Genomic DNA, 15,122 nt, shown 5'->3' with positions numbered 1-15,122 from the left:
TTTGATCGCTATTGGGTCAACATGAGAAATCAGTAGTTAGCTCGGGCAAAAGCGACCTCCCGTTAATATTCAAACCGTATTTTCAATCGGGAGAGTAATCAAAATTCTTCACGATTTACCTGTGCTGCAGTTAGGCACTGCGGTCGACGTGGTGTTCTTGGGAAGACGCTCTCAGTAACAACGCCATTCGGATACCTGTCACTGAACCGCAATCAGTTCGGAAGTCTGTTTTTGTCGGCCACAACTGAGCCATTCGTCTGTCTTTTTTGATTGAAAATGGCGGATCACGAAAATTTCAATTTTGGCCGTTTTTTTCGGTTGACCGTAGCATTCGCTCAGCCCGGGTCGGTTATCTTGCGCCAATCCGCTCACCCTGTTCCTCACTGAATTGCGCTCGAACCCTTAAATCTCAATCCGGCGCAAGCGAAGTGCATTGGTGATGACCGAGATCGACGAAAGGCTCATTGCGGCGGCTGCGAACATCGGTGAGATCAGCATGCCGAAGAACGGGTAGAGCACGCCGGCGGCGATGGGCACGCCGACCCCGTTGTAGATCAGCGCAAAGAACAGGTTCTGGCGGATGTTGCGCATGGTCGCTTGCGACAAGCGGCGCGCTCTGACGATACCGTTCAGGTCACCCTTGACCAGCGTGAAACCGGCACTCTCGATGGCCACATCGGCGCCGGTGCCCATGGCGATACCGACATCGGCCTAGGCCAATGCCGGGGCATCATTGACGCCGTCGCCGGCCATCGCCACCTTGTGTCCCTTGGCTTGCAGTTCCTTGATGAGTTGTGCCTTCTCGGCCGGCAGTACCCCGGCGCGGATTTCGTCGATACCGAGCGGCCCGGCTACGGCACGGGCTGTTCGTTCGTTGTCGCCGGTCGCCATGATGATTTTCAGACCTTCCGCATGCAGCGCCTTGAGCGCCGCCGGCGTGCCTTCCTTGACCGGGTCGGCGACGCTGAGCAAACCGGCGATTTCACCGCCGACGAGGACGAACATGACGGTCTCGCCCTGATCTCGCCGCTGGTCGGCCATCGCCACGAACTCCCCTCCTTTTTTTCCTAGTTCGGCCAGCATTTTGGCGTTGCCGAGCGCGACTTCCTTGCCGTCGACCTTGCCCTTGACACCCTTGCCGGTGAGCGCCTCAAAATCCTCTGCATCGGCCAGTTCGACGCCACGCTCTTCGGCCCCGGCAACGATTGCTTCTGCCAGCGGGTGTTCCGAGCCGCGTTCCAGGCTGGCGGCGAGGCGCAAAACTTCGTTTTCGTCGTGGCCGTCGGCCGACAGCACGGCAACCAGCTTCGGTTTGCCAACCGTCAGCGTGCCGGTTTTATCGATAATCAGCGTGTCGACCGTCGCAAAGGCCTCGAGCGCCCCTGCATTCTTGATTAAAACGCCGGCCTGGGCACCACGCCCGGTGGCCGTCATGATCGACATCGGCGTCGCCAGTCCGAGCGCGCAGGGGCAGGCAATAATCAGCACTGAAACGGCAGAAACCAACGCGTAAGCCATGGCCGGCGCCGGCCCCCAGATCGACCAGGCGATGAAGGCGAGAATGGCGACCGCGATGACCGCCGGCACAAAAATGCCGGCCACCGAGTCGGCGACATTCTGGATCGGTGCCCGCGAGCGCTGGGCATTGGCCACCATGTCGACGATCTGGCTCAACACGGTGTCAGCGCCGACCCGCTGTGCTTCGATGACGAAGGAGCCAGTACCGTTGATGGTGGCGCCGGTCACCTTGTCCTTGACGCTTTTCTCGACCGGCACCGGTTCGCCGGAGATCATCGATTCATCGACCGACGAGTGCCCTTCGAGCACCACGCCATCGACCGGGATCTTGTCGCCGGGCCGTACACGCAGGTGGTCGCCGACCACCACCTCGTCGAGCGGGACATCTTCCTCGCGGCCATCGGACCGGATCACTCGCGCGGTCTTGGCCGCCAGATCGAGCAGTGCCCGAATCGCCGAGCCGGTCCGCTCGCGGGCGCCGAGTTCCATGACCTGGCCGAGCAGCACCAGAACGATAATCGCCGCGCCGGCCTCGAAATAGACGGCGACATGACCCTGGGCATCGCGGAAGCCATCCGGGAAAAGCCCCGGCGCGAATACCGCGACAATACTGAAGAGATAGGAAGCGCCAACCCCCATGCTGATCAGCGTGAACATGTTGAGACTGTGATTGACGACTGATTTCACGCCGCGCACAAAAAACGGCCAGCCGGCCCACAAGACCACGGGCGTACTCAGCGCCAGTTCAAGCCATTGCGCCCATTGCTCGCCCAAGGCCTGGCGGATGAAACCCAGGCCGATCATCGGCCCCATGGCCAGCACCATCAGTGGCACGGTCAGCGCCGCGCCGATCCAGAAGCGCCGTTTGAAATCGACCAATTCCGGATTCGGCCCCGCATCGTCCGCCGGCACGCCCATCGGTTCGAGCGCCATGCCGCATTTCGGGCATTCGCCGGGGGCGTCGCGGACGATTTCGGGATGCATGGGACAGGTGTATTTCGTCCCTTTCGGTGCCACTGCAGCTTCTTTCTTTGACTCACCGCTCAGATACGCCGCCGGGTCGGCCTGAAATTTGTCATGACATTTTGCCGAACAGAAATGGTAGGTCTGGCCACCATGTTCGAGGCTAGGCTTGCCGATGCCGAGCGTTACCGACATGCCGCAGACCGGATCCTTGGCGCTGGCGGCAGGCGAGGGATTGTGGCCTTCAGCCTGAAGATTCTGCTGGGCGTGGTCGGGTGTCGAATCGGCGGGATGATTCATTGCGGTACCTCTTTCTTTGCACAACCGAAAGGTGGTCATCGGCCGGGATTAACTTCGGACCCGCTGGGCATCAGGCCAGATAGCCATGCTGCTGGCGATTCTGCAACTGTCTTTGGCGGTGCTAGTGCGGCTTAGCGCTTCAAGTCCTCAATTCGCTTGAGGTAATCCTCACGTTCGATCTCTCCGGCGGCATAGCGTTCGTCGAGAATCTGCCGCGCCCGGCCCGGTGGCTCGCCCTTTTTTCCGGCCAACAGGCGAACGACCAAGACAATCAGCAGCACTGGAATCAGCCACATAAGGATCATGCCGGGCCAACCCCACGCCATACCGCCGTGCTCATATCCGTACATCAATCTCTCCTTTAGTCCTTATTGATCTGACGAGATCAAGGCGTTGCACCGGTCGCCATGCCGACGCCCGGACTGCGGTGGAGAAAAGCGACAAAAAAGTGAAGGCTTTCAGAGAGCGTTTCATTTCCGACTCCTTTGGTGACTGAGATCAGCATGCGCTCCCGATAGCCACATAAGGCTGACTGCAGCATTACATTTTCGTCATCTTTCAAAGCATTGCCCTGCTACGGTTGAAGCACTGTGCGCAATTACAATGCCGGGGACGAAGTTGAGTACCGGATTCAGTGTTCCGCCCGGGCATGTTCTTCCGGCGCCTGCAGGCTGAGCAATATCGTTTGATAGGCCTCGGCAAACGACTGAACACCATCCAGTTGCAGGCGTTCGCCGACAGCACCCAGATCGATCCCGAGTTCGAGCAATGCCCGGATGTGGTTTTGCGCTTCGTCCAGTCCGTGTTGCAGGCAATTGGCGGCCTGCCCATGCTTGCGGAAGGCCGCCAGCGTTGACTCGGGAAGCGTATTGATGCTTTCCGGACCAATCAACGACTCGACGTAAAGCACATCGCTGTATGCCCTGTTCTTGGTGCCGGTGCTGGCCCACAGGGGTGTCTGAGGCCGAATGCCAGCCAACCGGAGCAAGGCAAAGTCCTGCCCATGAAAAATTTCCCTGTAACGCCCGTGGCAGCATTTGGCCAGGGCAACACCGGATCGACCCATGAGGCGGGCGGCATGCGGGGTACCGAGCGTATTCAGCCGTTCATCAACGACGCTATCAACGCGGCTGAGAAAAACGCTGGCGACCGAACGCAAGTGCCGCGCTCGGCCTCCGCTTTCCAGCCAGCCCAGCGCGCCACGCAGGTATGCCTGTACTACAGCTTCATATTGAGCGAGTGAGAAGATGAGAGTGACGTTCACCGACAGACCTTCTACGGTCAACCGGAAAAAAGCCTCAATTCCGGAAGGTGTCGCCGGGACTTTGATCAGCACGTTGTCGCGGTCGACCAGGCCATACAAACGCCGTGCGGCGGCAACAGTGCCTGCCGTATTGTTGGCAAGCTCCGGCGACACTTCGAGACTGACATAACCCGATTCACCACGGCTGGCCTGAAAGGCTGGCCGCAACATGGCGCAGGCGGCCTGAATGTCGGCTATGACCAACGATTCGTAACAAGCCTCGGCATCCAGACCCTGGCCACGCAGGTGCTCCAGGTCTTCACGGTAATAGCGGCTGTTGGCGATGGCTTTTTCAAAAATGGATGGATTTGACGTTACGCCACCAACACCATCTTCTTTGATCAGGCGCTGCAGGCCGTCCTCGCGCAACAAGGTGCGCGACAGATTGTCGAGCCAGACATGCTGGCCGATAGCCTTGAGCGCCAGTAGCGGGTTTTCGCTCATGATTTTGCCCCCGGCCACTGCCAATTGAGGATTTCCGGCATGTCTTCGCCGTACTCAAGGATGTATTGCGCGTGCTGATTGAGTTTGTCGCGCATCGCCTGTTTGATGTGCGCTGACTGGGCATGTAGTTTCGGTACGCGTTTTGCAACGTCCATGACCAGATGGAAACGGTCAAGTTCATTGAGTACGACCATGTCGAAAGGCGTCGTCGTCGTACCCTCCTCCTTGTAGCCACGGGCGTGAAGGTTGGTGTTGGTACGCCGGTAGGTCAGCCGGTGAATCAGCCATGGATAACCGTGGTAGGCGAAGATGATCGGTTTGTCGGTGGTGAACAGCGAGTCGAACTCATCGCTGGACAGGCCATGCGGGTGCTCTTCCTTCGGCTGCAGGGTCATCAGGTCGACGACATTGATGTAGCGGATTTTCAGTTCCGGTACTAATTGATGCAGGATGGCAACGGCCGCCAACACTTCTAATGTCGGCACATCGCCGGCCGACGCCAGCACGATGTCTGGCTCTCCCGGCTGGTCGTTACAAGCCCATTCCCACAGGCCGATGCCGGCGCTGGCGTGGTTGATCGCCGCTTCCATGTCCAGCCACTGCCAGTCCGGCTGCTTGCCGGCAACGATGACATTGACCAGATTGCGGCTCTTCAGGCACTGGTCGGTGACATAGAGCAGCGTGTTGGCGTCAGGCGGGAGATAGACCCGAATGACGTCCGCCTTCTTGTTGACCACATGGTCGATGAATCCCGGGTCCTGATGCGAAAAGCCATTGTGGTCCTGCCGCCAGACGTGTGACGTTAGCAGGATGTTGAGCGAGGCGATCGGCCGCCGCCAGGGAATTTCGCTGCAAACTTTTAGCCACTTGGCGTGCTGGTTGAACATCGAATCGATGATGTGAATGAAGGCTTCGTAACAGGAAAACAGGCCATGTCTTCCCGTCAACAGGTAGCCTTCGAGCCACCCCTGACAGGCGTGCTCGGAAAGAATCTCCATCACCCGGCCATCGGGAGCCAGATGATCGTCATCAGCCAGATGCTCAGCCATCCAGGTTCGGTCGGTAACTTCGAACAAGGCGCCGAGTCGGTTGGAAGCCGTTTCATCCGGCCCGAAGACGCGGAAATTATCGGGATTATGGCGCATCACGTCGCGCAGGAAGACGCCCATGGTGCGCGTTGCCTCGCCCACGGAGCCGCCCGGCGTCGGTACCGCAACAGCGTAGTCCCGGAAATTGGGCAGGCGTAGCTCGCGCAGCAAGGTGCCACCGTTGGCGTACGGATTGGCACCCATGCGTCGCTCACCGACTGGCGCCAAGGCAGAGATATCCGCATTCAGGTGGCCATTGTTGTCGAACAGCTCGGATGGTTTGTAGGACGCCATCCATTCAGCCAGCAATGCGACGTGTTCCGGCTTGTCCATGTCGCTGAACGGCACCTGATGCGAGCGCCAGGAGCCTTCACTTTTCTTGCCATCGACCATTTTCGGCCCGGTCCATCCTTTGAGCGAACGCAAAATGATCATCGGCCAGCGCGGGCGGGTCATGTCGCCGCCTTCGCGTGCCTTGCGCTGAATTGCCGAAATGCTGGCCATGGCCGTATCGACCGCGGCTGCCATCAATTGATGCATGGTTTCCGGGTCGTCACCTTCGACAAAGATTGGCTGGTAGCCGTAGCCAACGAACAGACATTCCAGCTCGCTGTGACTGATCCGGGCCAGGATGGTCGGGTTGGCGATCTTGTAGCCGTTAAGGTGCAGGATGGGCAGCACCGCGCCATCGGTCTGCGGATTGAGGAATTTGTTGGAGTGCCAGGAAGTCGCCAACGGCCCGGTTTCCGCCTCGCCGTCGCCAACGACGCAGCAGGTAATCAGATGCGGGTTGTCGAACACCGCACCGTAGGCATGGAACAGCGCGTAGCCCAATTCGCCGCCTTCGTGGATCGATCCCGGCGTATCCGGCGAGGCGTGACTTGGAATGCCGCCAGGGAAGGAGAATTGGCGGAACAGACGGCGCATGCCCTCCTCATCCTGCGAAATATGCAGGTAGAACTCGCTATAGCTGCCTTCCAGATAGGTATTGGCGACGACCGCCGGGCCGCCGTGGCCGGGGCCGGCGATAAAGATCATGTTCAGGTCATGCTGCTTGATCGCCCGGTTCATGTGCACGTAAATGAAGTTCAGGCCAGGTGTCGTTCCCCAGTGCCCCAGCAGGCGGGGCTTAATATGCGCCAGGGTCAGCGGCAGCTTGAGCAGAGGGTTATCGAGCAAGTAGATTTGTCCAACTGACAGGTAGTTGGCGGCGCGCCACCAGGCGTTCATCAGGTCTAGTTCGTCAGCAGCCAGCGGCGTATGAGTTGTGAGCATTTATTTATCCTTGATTGGTGTTATTGGACGCCGACTTTGCGCAGCCGGACGTGCAGTGCTTCAAGTTCGTCCAGTAACTGCATGGCCAGCGCGGCGCCGGCCAGATTGACACCGAGATCGCGCTGCAGCCGGATGGCCACCGTCGCCCGCCTGAGGTGGGTGCCCGTGAAGCGCCAGCGATGCGGTTCACGGCCGATGGGTAACAAAACGCCCTCGTCGACCAGCTCAAGGATAGTTTCGACGCGCACGGCGCAGGCCTGACAGACTTCACTGATGGTCAGGTTGGTTTGCTCTTCAAGAATGATCGCGCTTGCTTGCGGCAGCATCTTGTCGTTGTCCATGCTTACGCTCCCAGTCCGGATCGCGGGTTAAAGGATTTGAACTGCTCGGCCATGCTGGCGTACAGAGCCTGGTCGGCATCACTCTCGGCTTTCGGCAGCACCACCTGCAGAACCACGTAGAAATCGCCCGGCGTGCTGCCCGGAATGCCCCTGCCCTTGAGCCGCAGCTTGCCGCCGGATTTCGAATTTGGCGGAATTTTCAGGTCGACCGTAGCATTCGGCGTCGGGACACTGACCGTTGCCCCCAAGGCCGCTTCCCAAGGTGCCAGCGGCAGGTCGAGAAAGACATCGCGCTGCTCGACGCGGAAATGAGCATGGGGATTGAAAGCCACTTCCAGATAGAGATCGCCCGCCTTGCCCTGACCGATGCCCGGTGCGCCCTGCCCGGCCAGCCGGATATGCTGCCCGGCGCGGACGCCGCGCGGAATGGTCACATTCAGCTGGTGCGAGCGCATCGACACCCGACCGTTGGCACCCGCCTCCGGGGTGCGCAGCGTGATCACTCGAGTAGCGCCGTTGTAGGCATCCTCCAGGTCAATTACAACCTTGGCATGCCTGTCCTCACCTCGCGCATGGAAATCCTGATGGGTTCGCTGCCCCCCGGCAAAACCACGGCCATAGAGCGATTCGAAGAAATCGCTGAAATCAGCCGCATCGCCTCCCGGTGAGCCATCGCCGGAATACTCGAAGCCGGCATTCCAGTCAGGCGGCGGACGGAAATCCTGACCAGCCTTCCAGTTGGCACCCAATTGATCGTAGGCAGCCCGTTTCTCAATATCCTTGAGTACGGCATAGGCCTCGCCGAGTTCCTTGAAGCGCACCTCGGCATCGGGATCCTTGCTGACATCCGGATGGAATTTGCGAGCTAGCTGGCGATAGGCGCGCTTGATCTCGTCCTGGGTCGCGTCGCGTGCCACCCCCATGATCTTGTAGTAGTCCTTGAACTCCATCGGATTTCCTTGCTCAGAACGCTGAGGTATCGATGTCTGCCGACATTGCTTCAGCAGGCACAAACATCAACGCTTCAAGGCAGGCATCGAACCCGTCATTCACCATTGGGAAAATCGATGTTCGGCAATGACGACCGGATGGACTGGCGGGATGAAAAGTGCCGGGATTTCGTTCAATTTCGTGATTCATTTGCGCTCTCCAATGGCTGACCAGCCAAGTGCAGTCGCCATGACTATGCATGCCAGGAACAAGGAATTCCGTGCGCCAGCCCACATAGACACCGGGAAATTCAGCCTGTGTGTGTTGGCAGACAGAAACACCTGCCGTACCGGCGCACCATCCACACTCCGAATCACTCCCGAAGGTGAATTCAAATGACTGCGCTATCACTGCCCACCCGCCTGCTCAGGCCCCTCTTGTCGCTAGCTATGCTGCTGGCTAGTGCCAGTCTCCATGCCGATTCGGTGATCTCGACGTCCCTGACCGGCCTATTTGAAGTGCCTTCCGTCAACACCATGGCAACAGGTTTGGTGAACATCGATATTGAGCCGGATCGTTCGATCAGCGGCAGCATCGACGTTTCCGGCATGGAGCCGACGATGGCACATATTCACGAGGCTGCCGCGGGGGTCAATGGACCGATAGTCATCACCCTGATCAAGACAGGCGACAAGGTTTTCACCGTACCCGCCAACGCGAAACTCACCAAGGCCCAGTACGCCCGGTACCTGGTCGGCAATTTGTACGTCAACGTACATAGCCAGGCCTACCCGAAGGGCGAAATTCGGGCGCAATTGCCGGGCAAGCCGATGCGCATCGCCAATTGAATGGCCCTCAAGGAATCACCATAAAACACATTGTATCGAGCACTTGGCGGAAGGCCACGGCCACCGCTGGCCTGGAAATGATCGACGGAGTAATCGCGATCACCACCATTTACTTCAATTCGATTACCCATTTCACCAAGGACGAATGTCCAGTATCAAAGTAGCTGAAGACCCAAATCACGATGTCCTTAACACTCAAACCCTAGTCAGGAAAAATCATGAAAAAACTACTCGTATTGATGCTTGCTGTCAGCAGCCTCCTGTCCGGTTGCTATGTCTATGATGGCCCCAACAGGAACGGCGGAGTACACCGTGGCGATCGTGATGGTGCTTCGCATCGCGATCATGATCGCGATGGTGTTCAGGACCGTGACGACAGACGCCCGAACAACCCGAATCGCTACTAAGACATGAAAACCGCTGACCAGCTGACTGCACTTTTTCCCCGCGAAAACGACATTCCAGTCGACTGCCGCATCCTCGCGCCCATCCACCAGCGCGCCATCCTGATCAACGGCGAAATGCGGATCTGGAAGGGCGAGACGCGGACGGTGCATTCGCCGGTCTGCGTGCAGGGTGCCGACGGCACGCTGACCCATGTCGAACTGGGTAGCGTGCCGGTCACCGGTACGGTCGAGGCCGATGCCGCACTGGCCGCCGCAGTAACCGCCTACGATCATGGCCGCGGCGCCTGGCCGAACCTGTCGGTGGCCGAGCGCATCGCCTGCGTCGGCGATTTCACCAACCAGATCGTCGCCCGCCGGCGCGAGATCGTGAACCTGATCATGTGGGAAATCGGCAAGAGCCTGGCCGATTCGCAGAAGGAATTCGACCGTACCATCGACTACATCCGCGCTACCGTCGAGGAGTTGAAACGGCTAGACAACAGCAACTCGCGCTTCGAGATCGTCGACGGCACGATCGCCCAGATTCGCCGATCGCCGGTCGGCATCGCGCTGTGCATGGGGCCGTACAACTACCCGATGAACGAGACCTTCAGCACGCTGATTCCAGCGCTGATCATGGGCAACGTCGTCCTCTTCAAACCGCCGCGCTTCGGCGTGCTGCTCTATTACCCGATGCTCGAAGCCTTCCGCAGCGCCTTCCCGCCGGGCGTCTACGGCCAGGGCCACGTCGTCGTGCCGCACATCATGGGCTCCGGCAAGGTTAACGTGCTGGCCCTGATCGGCTCTTCCGAAGTTGCCGACCAGCTCAAGAAATCACATCCGAAAACCAATCGCCTGCGCGCCATTCTCGGCCTCGGTGCCAAGAACGCGGCGATCATCATGGCCGATGCCGACATCGAATTGACGGTCAAGGAATGCATCACCGGCGCGCTGTCCTTCAACGGTCAACGCTGCACAGCCATCAAAATGATTCTCGTGCACCAGTCGATTGCCGAAGTTTTCCTGCGCCGCTTTTGCGAAGAAGTCGGCAAGCTGGTCATCGGCATGCCGTGGGAGCCCGGTGTCATGCTGACACCGCTGCCCGAGATGGAAATGGTTGCCTACATGAACGAATGCATCGCCGATGCCATCGGCAAAGGCGCCCGTGTAGTCAACACTGGTGGTGGCAACACGGTCGAAACCCTGTTCTACCCGGCCGTGCTCTTTCCGGTACAGGCAGGCATGAAGCTCTATCGCGAGGAGCAGTTCGGCCCGATCATCCCGGTCGCCACCTTCGAGGATATTGAAACGCCGCTCGACTACGTGATCACCTCCGACCACGGCCAGCAGGTCAGCATCTTCGGCAGCGATCCGGGGCAGATCGCCTCCCTGGTCGACACCTTGGTCAATCAGGTCTGCCGGGTCAATATCAACTGCCAGTGCCAGCGCGGCCCTGACGTCTTCCCCTTCGTCGGCCGCAAGGACTCAGCCGAAGGGACCCTGTCCGTCCATGACGCACTGCGCGCCTTCTCGATCCGCACCATGGTCGCCGCCAAGCAGACCGAGGCGTCGAAAAAGCTGCTCGATGCCATCGTGCTGGGCAACAAATCAAATTTCATCAATACCCATTTCATTCTTTAAGACGGGAGGAATCTCCCGACCAAAGCGTGGTCATTTCGATAACGGCACGAACAACACGAAGGTGGGCGCTGGCATGACCAAATCAGACATCGGTATCGTTGGCCTTGGCGTGATGGGCGCCAACCTGGCGCTCAATCTGAGTGACAAGGGCTACCGCCTTAGCGTGTACAACCGTACGAGCGCGGTTACATCAGAATTCATCCATACCCATGGACAAGGCCGGGCCATCAGCGTTGCCGACAATCTTCAGCAACTGGTCAGCCAACTTGGCTCGCCCCGGGTAATTCTGCTGATGGTGACTGCCGGTGGCGCAGTCGAGGCAATCATCGAACAACTACTGCCTTTGCTGGAGCCCGGAGACATCCTGATCGACGGCGGAAACTCCAACTATCAGGACACCGACCGTCGTTGGCAGGCGCTTGCAGCCAAGGGCATTCACTTTGTTGGCATGGGTGTTTCCGGTGGCGAGGACGGTGCCCGCTTTGGGCCGTCGCTGATGCCCGGTGGCGCTGCTGCCGCCTGGCCGAGCATCCGCGACATGTTCCAGGCCATCGCCGCCAAGGTGGATGGCGTACCGTGCTGCCAATGGCTGGGCAATGGCGGCGCCGGCCATTACGTCAAGATGATTCACAACGGTATTGAATACGGCGACATGCAGTTGATCGCCGAAGTTTGCCACCTGATGCAGCATGCGCTTGGCCTCAGTCACGATGAAATGGCCGACTGCTTCGCGACCTGGAATGGTGGTCGCCTTGAATCCTATCTGATCGAAATTACCGGCCGGATACTGCGTCAGCGCGACCGCGACGGCAGCCCACTGGTCGACAAGATTCTCGACCGGGCCGGGCAAAAAGGCACCGGCGTATGGACCGCGCAGGATGCGCTCGATAACGCCATTCCGCTGACCCTGATCAGCGAAGCCGTCCATGCCCGCATGTTGTCGGCACGTAAATCAGAGCGGGTTGCGGCAGCTGCCATACTCGGCAGCATCCAGACGGTGGCGCCAGCATCGGAACGCACGGAGTATCTCGACGCATTGCACGATGCCCTATACGCCGCGAAACTGGTTTCCTACACTCAGGGTTTCATGCTTATGCAGGCCGCTGCCGAGAATAACGGCTGGGCCCTGCCATTCGGCGACATCGCCCTGCTCTGGCGTGCCGGTTGCATCATCCGCAGCCGCTTCCTGGGCGATATCAAGAACAGCTTTGAACGCGACCCAGTGCCGCCCAGCCTGCTACAGGATCCGTTCTTCGCAGCCGAGGTAAAAAACGCCGAAGCTGGCTGGCGCAAGGCGGTGATGCTGGCTGTCGAACACGGCGTGGCAGCGCCGGCACTGAGCTCAGCGCTGTCTTTTTATGATGGCTATCGCTGTGCCAATGGCTCGGCCAACATCATTCAGGCGCAGCGGGATTTCTTTGGTGCGCACACCTACCAGCGAATCGACCGGGACGAGACCGCGCATTTTCATACCCGCTGGCTGGGCGATGGCGGGGAGGAGATTCAGTCATGAGTTGCGCCACCGAATCACACGTCTATGTCATCTTCGGGGCGACCGGCAATCTTGCAATGGCGAAGCTGCTGCCCGCCTTGTACCAATTGCACCGCCTTGGGTATCTGGCACCAGACGTACGTATTCTGGGCTGTGGCCGTACGCCATATCAACAGGATGGCTGGCGCGACGAGGTACGGAATCATCTTGATGCTGTCGACGCAGGGTTGCTGGACAGCTTTCTCCAACGCCTCGACTATCTTCCCGGCAACTTGGAAGACATGGCCTTCTATCAGGCGCTGGGAGCCTGGATGGGACCCAGTGAATGCGGCAACAACGCAATTTTCTACCTCTCGGTCAGCCCCGAGTTCTACGTGCCGATCACCGTCAGGCTGGCGCAGGCCGGCTTGTTGGCGGAGCGCACCGGTTGGCGACGGATGGTGATCGAAAAGCCGTTCGGCCACGACCTGCAATCCGCCCGCGACTTGCAGCACGAACTCAATACACGCCTGAATGAAGAGCAGATCTACCGCATCGATCATTATGTCGGCAAGGAGTCCGTGCAGAACCTGCTGGTCTTGCGTTTTGCCAACATGATTCTGGAACCGCTGTGGAACCGCCATTACATCGACCATGTTCAGATCACGCACGCGGAAACCATCGGTCTGAATGGACGGGCCAACTACTATGACCGGCATGGCGGAGCAACGCGCGACATGATCCAGAGCCATCTGCTTCAGGTGCTGGCTTTACTGGCGATGGAACCACCGGTATCGCTGGAAGCCGAATCGCTTCGTGACGAAAAGGTCAAAGTGCTGCGATCAATACGCCCGGTCGACCAGCTTGATCTCGCCAGCCATGCAGTGCGCGCGCAGTACGCCGGCTATCAGCAGGAAGCCGGCGTCGCCGCGGGCAGCCATACGGAAACCTACGCCGCACTGAAACTATACGTGGACAACTGGCGCTGGCGTGACGTGCCCTTCTACCTGCGCACCGGCAAGCGCCTCAAGGAGCGCCGATCGATGATTGCAGTGCGCTTTCGCGAACCACCAATGCAGCTCTTCCAAGGCACCGGTGCCTCCGCCGTGCATCCGAACTGGTTGCTCATCGGCATTCAGCCGGACGATGCGGTGCAGATGGAAATTTCCGCCAAGGTGCCTGGTCAGGAAACCCTTACCCGACAGATATCCATGGATGCATCGGTCGGCAATCCCGGCGAACGCAAGGCCGACGCTTACGAAGAGTTGCTGATGGATGTCATTCAAGGTGATCGCTCCCTCTTCCTGCGCTATGACGAAGTCAAGGCGGCGTGGAATATTGTCGATCCTTTCCTGCGCGGCTGGGCCGACGACGAGCGCCCGCCACTGCAGTATCCGGTCGGCAGCTGGGGGCCAAAAGCAGCGGACCGGATATTTGGCCAGGCGGATCGGGAATGGCGGCAGACACTAAGCTGCAACGGCAAACCGGAAGGCGAACACTGATGCTCCCGGTCAACAGCAAAATTTTGCCAAATTCGGAAGATGTTGCTGCTCAGGCCTGCCGCATTGTCATCGCCGAAGCTGAAGCAGCCATCCGGGATCGTCAGATATTTCGCATAGTTCTGGCCGGTGGCAGCACGCCACGACGGACCTATGAACTGCTCGCCGGCATGCCTCAAGACTGGCGCGCATGGGAAATATTCTGGAGTGACGAGCGCTGCCTGCCGGCAGACCACGCCGAACGCAACTCACACATGGCACATGACATCTGGCTTTCACGCGTGGCAATTCCGGATGGGCTGATTCACCCTATTCCGGCTGAACACGGTGCTATACGCGCTGCGACTGAATATTCAGAACTTGTTCTTAATCGGCAACCTTTTGATCTTGTAATACTCGGCATGGGAGAAGATGGGCACACCGCCAGTCTATTCTCTACAAACGAAGACCACCTTGCTCCTGTGATTGCCGTGCACGACACTCCGAAGCCACCCAGCGAGCGCGTCAGCCTAAATTTTCAGACCTTGCGGGCCTGCCGCATGCAATTGGTATTGGTCACCGGTGCAGAAAAATCATCCGCCTTGTTCGCCTGGCAGCAAGGCGCCAATCTTCCCATAGCGCATGCCGTGCGCAACGACGCTTGCCTGCTGGCCGATGCCGAAGCTGGGCGGTCAGCGAATTTCATGACGTCGGTTCTCTGAACGGGAGCGCCGGCTCTTGCCAGCCTGCCGCCTGGCATAGAGTGACATCAAGGGCGTTAGCGAAATGCCGTGCAGGATGATTGATGCAGCAACCGCAGACAACGTGATGTTGATGGCCTGATCGCTCAGTCTGCCGGAGAGCCCATGGTTCAGGGCAAACATCAGGTAGTAGATCGAACCAATACCGCGTATGGCGAACCACGCCGTCAGCAGCCGCTGGTCGCCTGATACGGGCTGGGTATTTACGTCGTCAATCTGTATGGCTTTACGCTGCTCTTCCCGTGGTTCTCGGTCGCCCGTGACTGGGTGACGCTGCTCACCCACCTCGTCTTCGGCGCGGGGCTAACCGGAGGCTGCTGGTGGTTTGCCCAACGTGCCCGGAAACCGGGTCTGCCACGAGACGTACCGACGGTT

Annotated in this window: 14 protein-coding genes and 1 pseudogene; 6 read left to right on the top strand and 9 right to left on the bottom strand. The window is 59.1% G+C overall.

Annotated features, from left to right (window positions below; genetic code table 11):
* Positions 1-402: 402 nt before the first annotated feature.
* From IPJ12_14240 to IPJ12_14205, 8 genes and pseudogenes are all read right to left on the bottom strand, one after another.
* Positions 403-2,676: pseudogene (locus IPJ12_14240) on the bottom strand (heavy metal translocating P-type ATPase).
* A gap of 236 nt (positions 2,677-2,912) precedes the next feature.
* A complete protein-coding gene (locus IPJ12_14235; protein ID MBK7648280.1) occupies positions 2,913-3,131 on the bottom strand; it encodes an SHOCT domain-containing protein in 219 nt (72 codons plus the stop codon).
* A gap of 35 nt (positions 3,132-3,166) precedes the next feature.
* Entirely contained in the window at positions 3,167-3,343 is a 177-nt protein-coding gene (locus IPJ12_14230; protein MBK7648279.1) for a hypothetical protein, read from the bottom strand.
* Positions 3,344-3,412: 69 nt separating this feature from the next.
* Positions 3,413-4,528 (bottom strand): transaldolase, encoded by a 1,116-nt coding sequence (gene tal / locus IPJ12_14225; protein ID MBK7648278.1) that lies wholly within the window; start codon positions 4,526-4,528, stop codon positions 3,413-3,415.
* Positions 4,525-6,891 (bottom strand): phosphoketolase family protein, encoded by a 2,367-nt coding sequence (locus IPJ12_14220; protein MBK7648277.1) that lies wholly within the window; start codon positions 6,889-6,891, stop codon positions 4,525-4,527. The genes tal and IPJ12_14220 overlap by 4 nt, the downstream gene beginning before the upstream one ends.
* A 20-nt stretch (positions 6,892-6,911) precedes the next feature.
* Positions 6,912-7,232 carry a MerR family transcriptional regulator gene (locus tag IPJ12_14215; GenBank protein MBK7648276.1) on the bottom strand — a complete coding sequence of 107 codons (321 nt, stop codon included), beginning with the start codon at positions 7,230-7,232 and terminating at the stop codon, positions 6,912-6,914.
* Positions 7,233-7,234: 2 nt separating this feature from the next.
* A complete protein-coding gene (locus IPJ12_14210; protein ID MBK7648275.1) occupies positions 7,235-8,182 on the bottom strand; it encodes a DnaJ domain-containing protein in 948 nt (315 codons plus the stop codon).
* Between the two features lie 13 nt (positions 8,183-8,195).
* Positions 8,196-8,372, bottom strand: a complete 177-nt coding sequence (locus tag IPJ12_14205; GenBank protein ID MBK7648274.1) for a hypothetical protein — start codon at positions 8,370-8,372, stop codon at positions 8,196-8,198.
* A gap of 185 nt (positions 8,373-8,557) precedes the next feature.
* On the opposite strand from IPJ12_14205, the gene IPJ12_14200 reads away from it, so the two are divergent.
* The 6 genes from IPJ12_14200 to pgl all read left to right on the top strand — a co-directional run bounded on the left by IPJ12_14200 (position 8,558) and on the right by pgl (position 14,708).
* On the top strand, positions 8,558-9,010 hold the full coding sequence (locus IPJ12_14200) for a CHRD domain-containing protein (GenBank protein MBK7648273.1): 453 nt from the start codon (positions 8,558-8,560) through the stop codon (positions 9,008-9,010).
* 218 nt (positions 9,011-9,228) lie between these two features.
* Positions 9,229-9,417, top strand: coding sequence for a hypothetical protein (locus tag IPJ12_14195; protein ID MBK7648272.1), 189 nt, complete (start codon positions 9,229-9,231; stop codon positions 9,415-9,417).
* A 3-nt stretch (positions 9,418-9,420) separates the two neighbouring features.
* A complete protein-coding gene (locus tag IPJ12_14190) occupies positions 9,421-11,037 on the top strand; it encodes an NADP-dependent glyceraldehyde-3-phosphate dehydrogenase (GenBank protein ID MBK7648271.1) in 1,617 nt (538 codons plus the stop codon).
* Positions 11,038-11,110: 73 nt separating this feature from the next.
* Complete coding sequence (gnd, locus tag IPJ12_14185; protein ID MBK7648270.1) at positions 11,111-12,550, top strand: decarboxylating NADP(+)-dependent phosphogluconate dehydrogenase; 1,440 nt, start codon at positions 11,111-11,113, stop codon at positions 12,548-12,550.
* The gene (locus IPJ12_14180; GenBank protein MBK7648269.1) at positions 12,547-14,010 is read left to right on the top strand and encodes a glucose-6-phosphate dehydrogenase; all 1,464 of its coding nucleotides are present in this window, start codon (positions 12,547-12,549) and stop codon (positions 14,008-14,010) included. Before gnd ends, IPJ12_14180 begins: the two co-directional genes overlap by 4 nt.
* Positions 14,010-14,708, top strand: coding sequence for a 6-phosphogluconolactonase (gene pgl / locus IPJ12_14175; GenBank protein ID MBK7648268.1), 699 nt, complete (start codon positions 14,010-14,012; stop codon positions 14,706-14,708). Before IPJ12_14180 ends, pgl begins: the two co-directional genes overlap by 1 nt.
* On the opposite strand, the gene IPJ12_14170 is transcribed toward pgl, so the two are convergent.
* A complete protein-coding gene (locus IPJ12_14170; protein ID MBK7648267.1) occupies positions 14,679-15,032 on the bottom strand; it encodes a hypothetical protein in 354 nt (117 codons plus the stop codon). The genes pgl and IPJ12_14170 overlap by 30 nt on opposite strands.
* Positions 15,033-15,122 lie beyond the last annotated feature (90 nt).

The sequence above is a fragment of the Betaproteobacteria bacterium genome (assembly GCA_016709965.1).
GTDB lineage: Bacteria > Pseudomonadota > Gammaproteobacteria > Burkholderiales > Rhodocyclaceae > Azonexus > Azonexus amarohabitans.
This window is presented reverse-complemented; position numbering and strand designations above follow the sequence as displayed.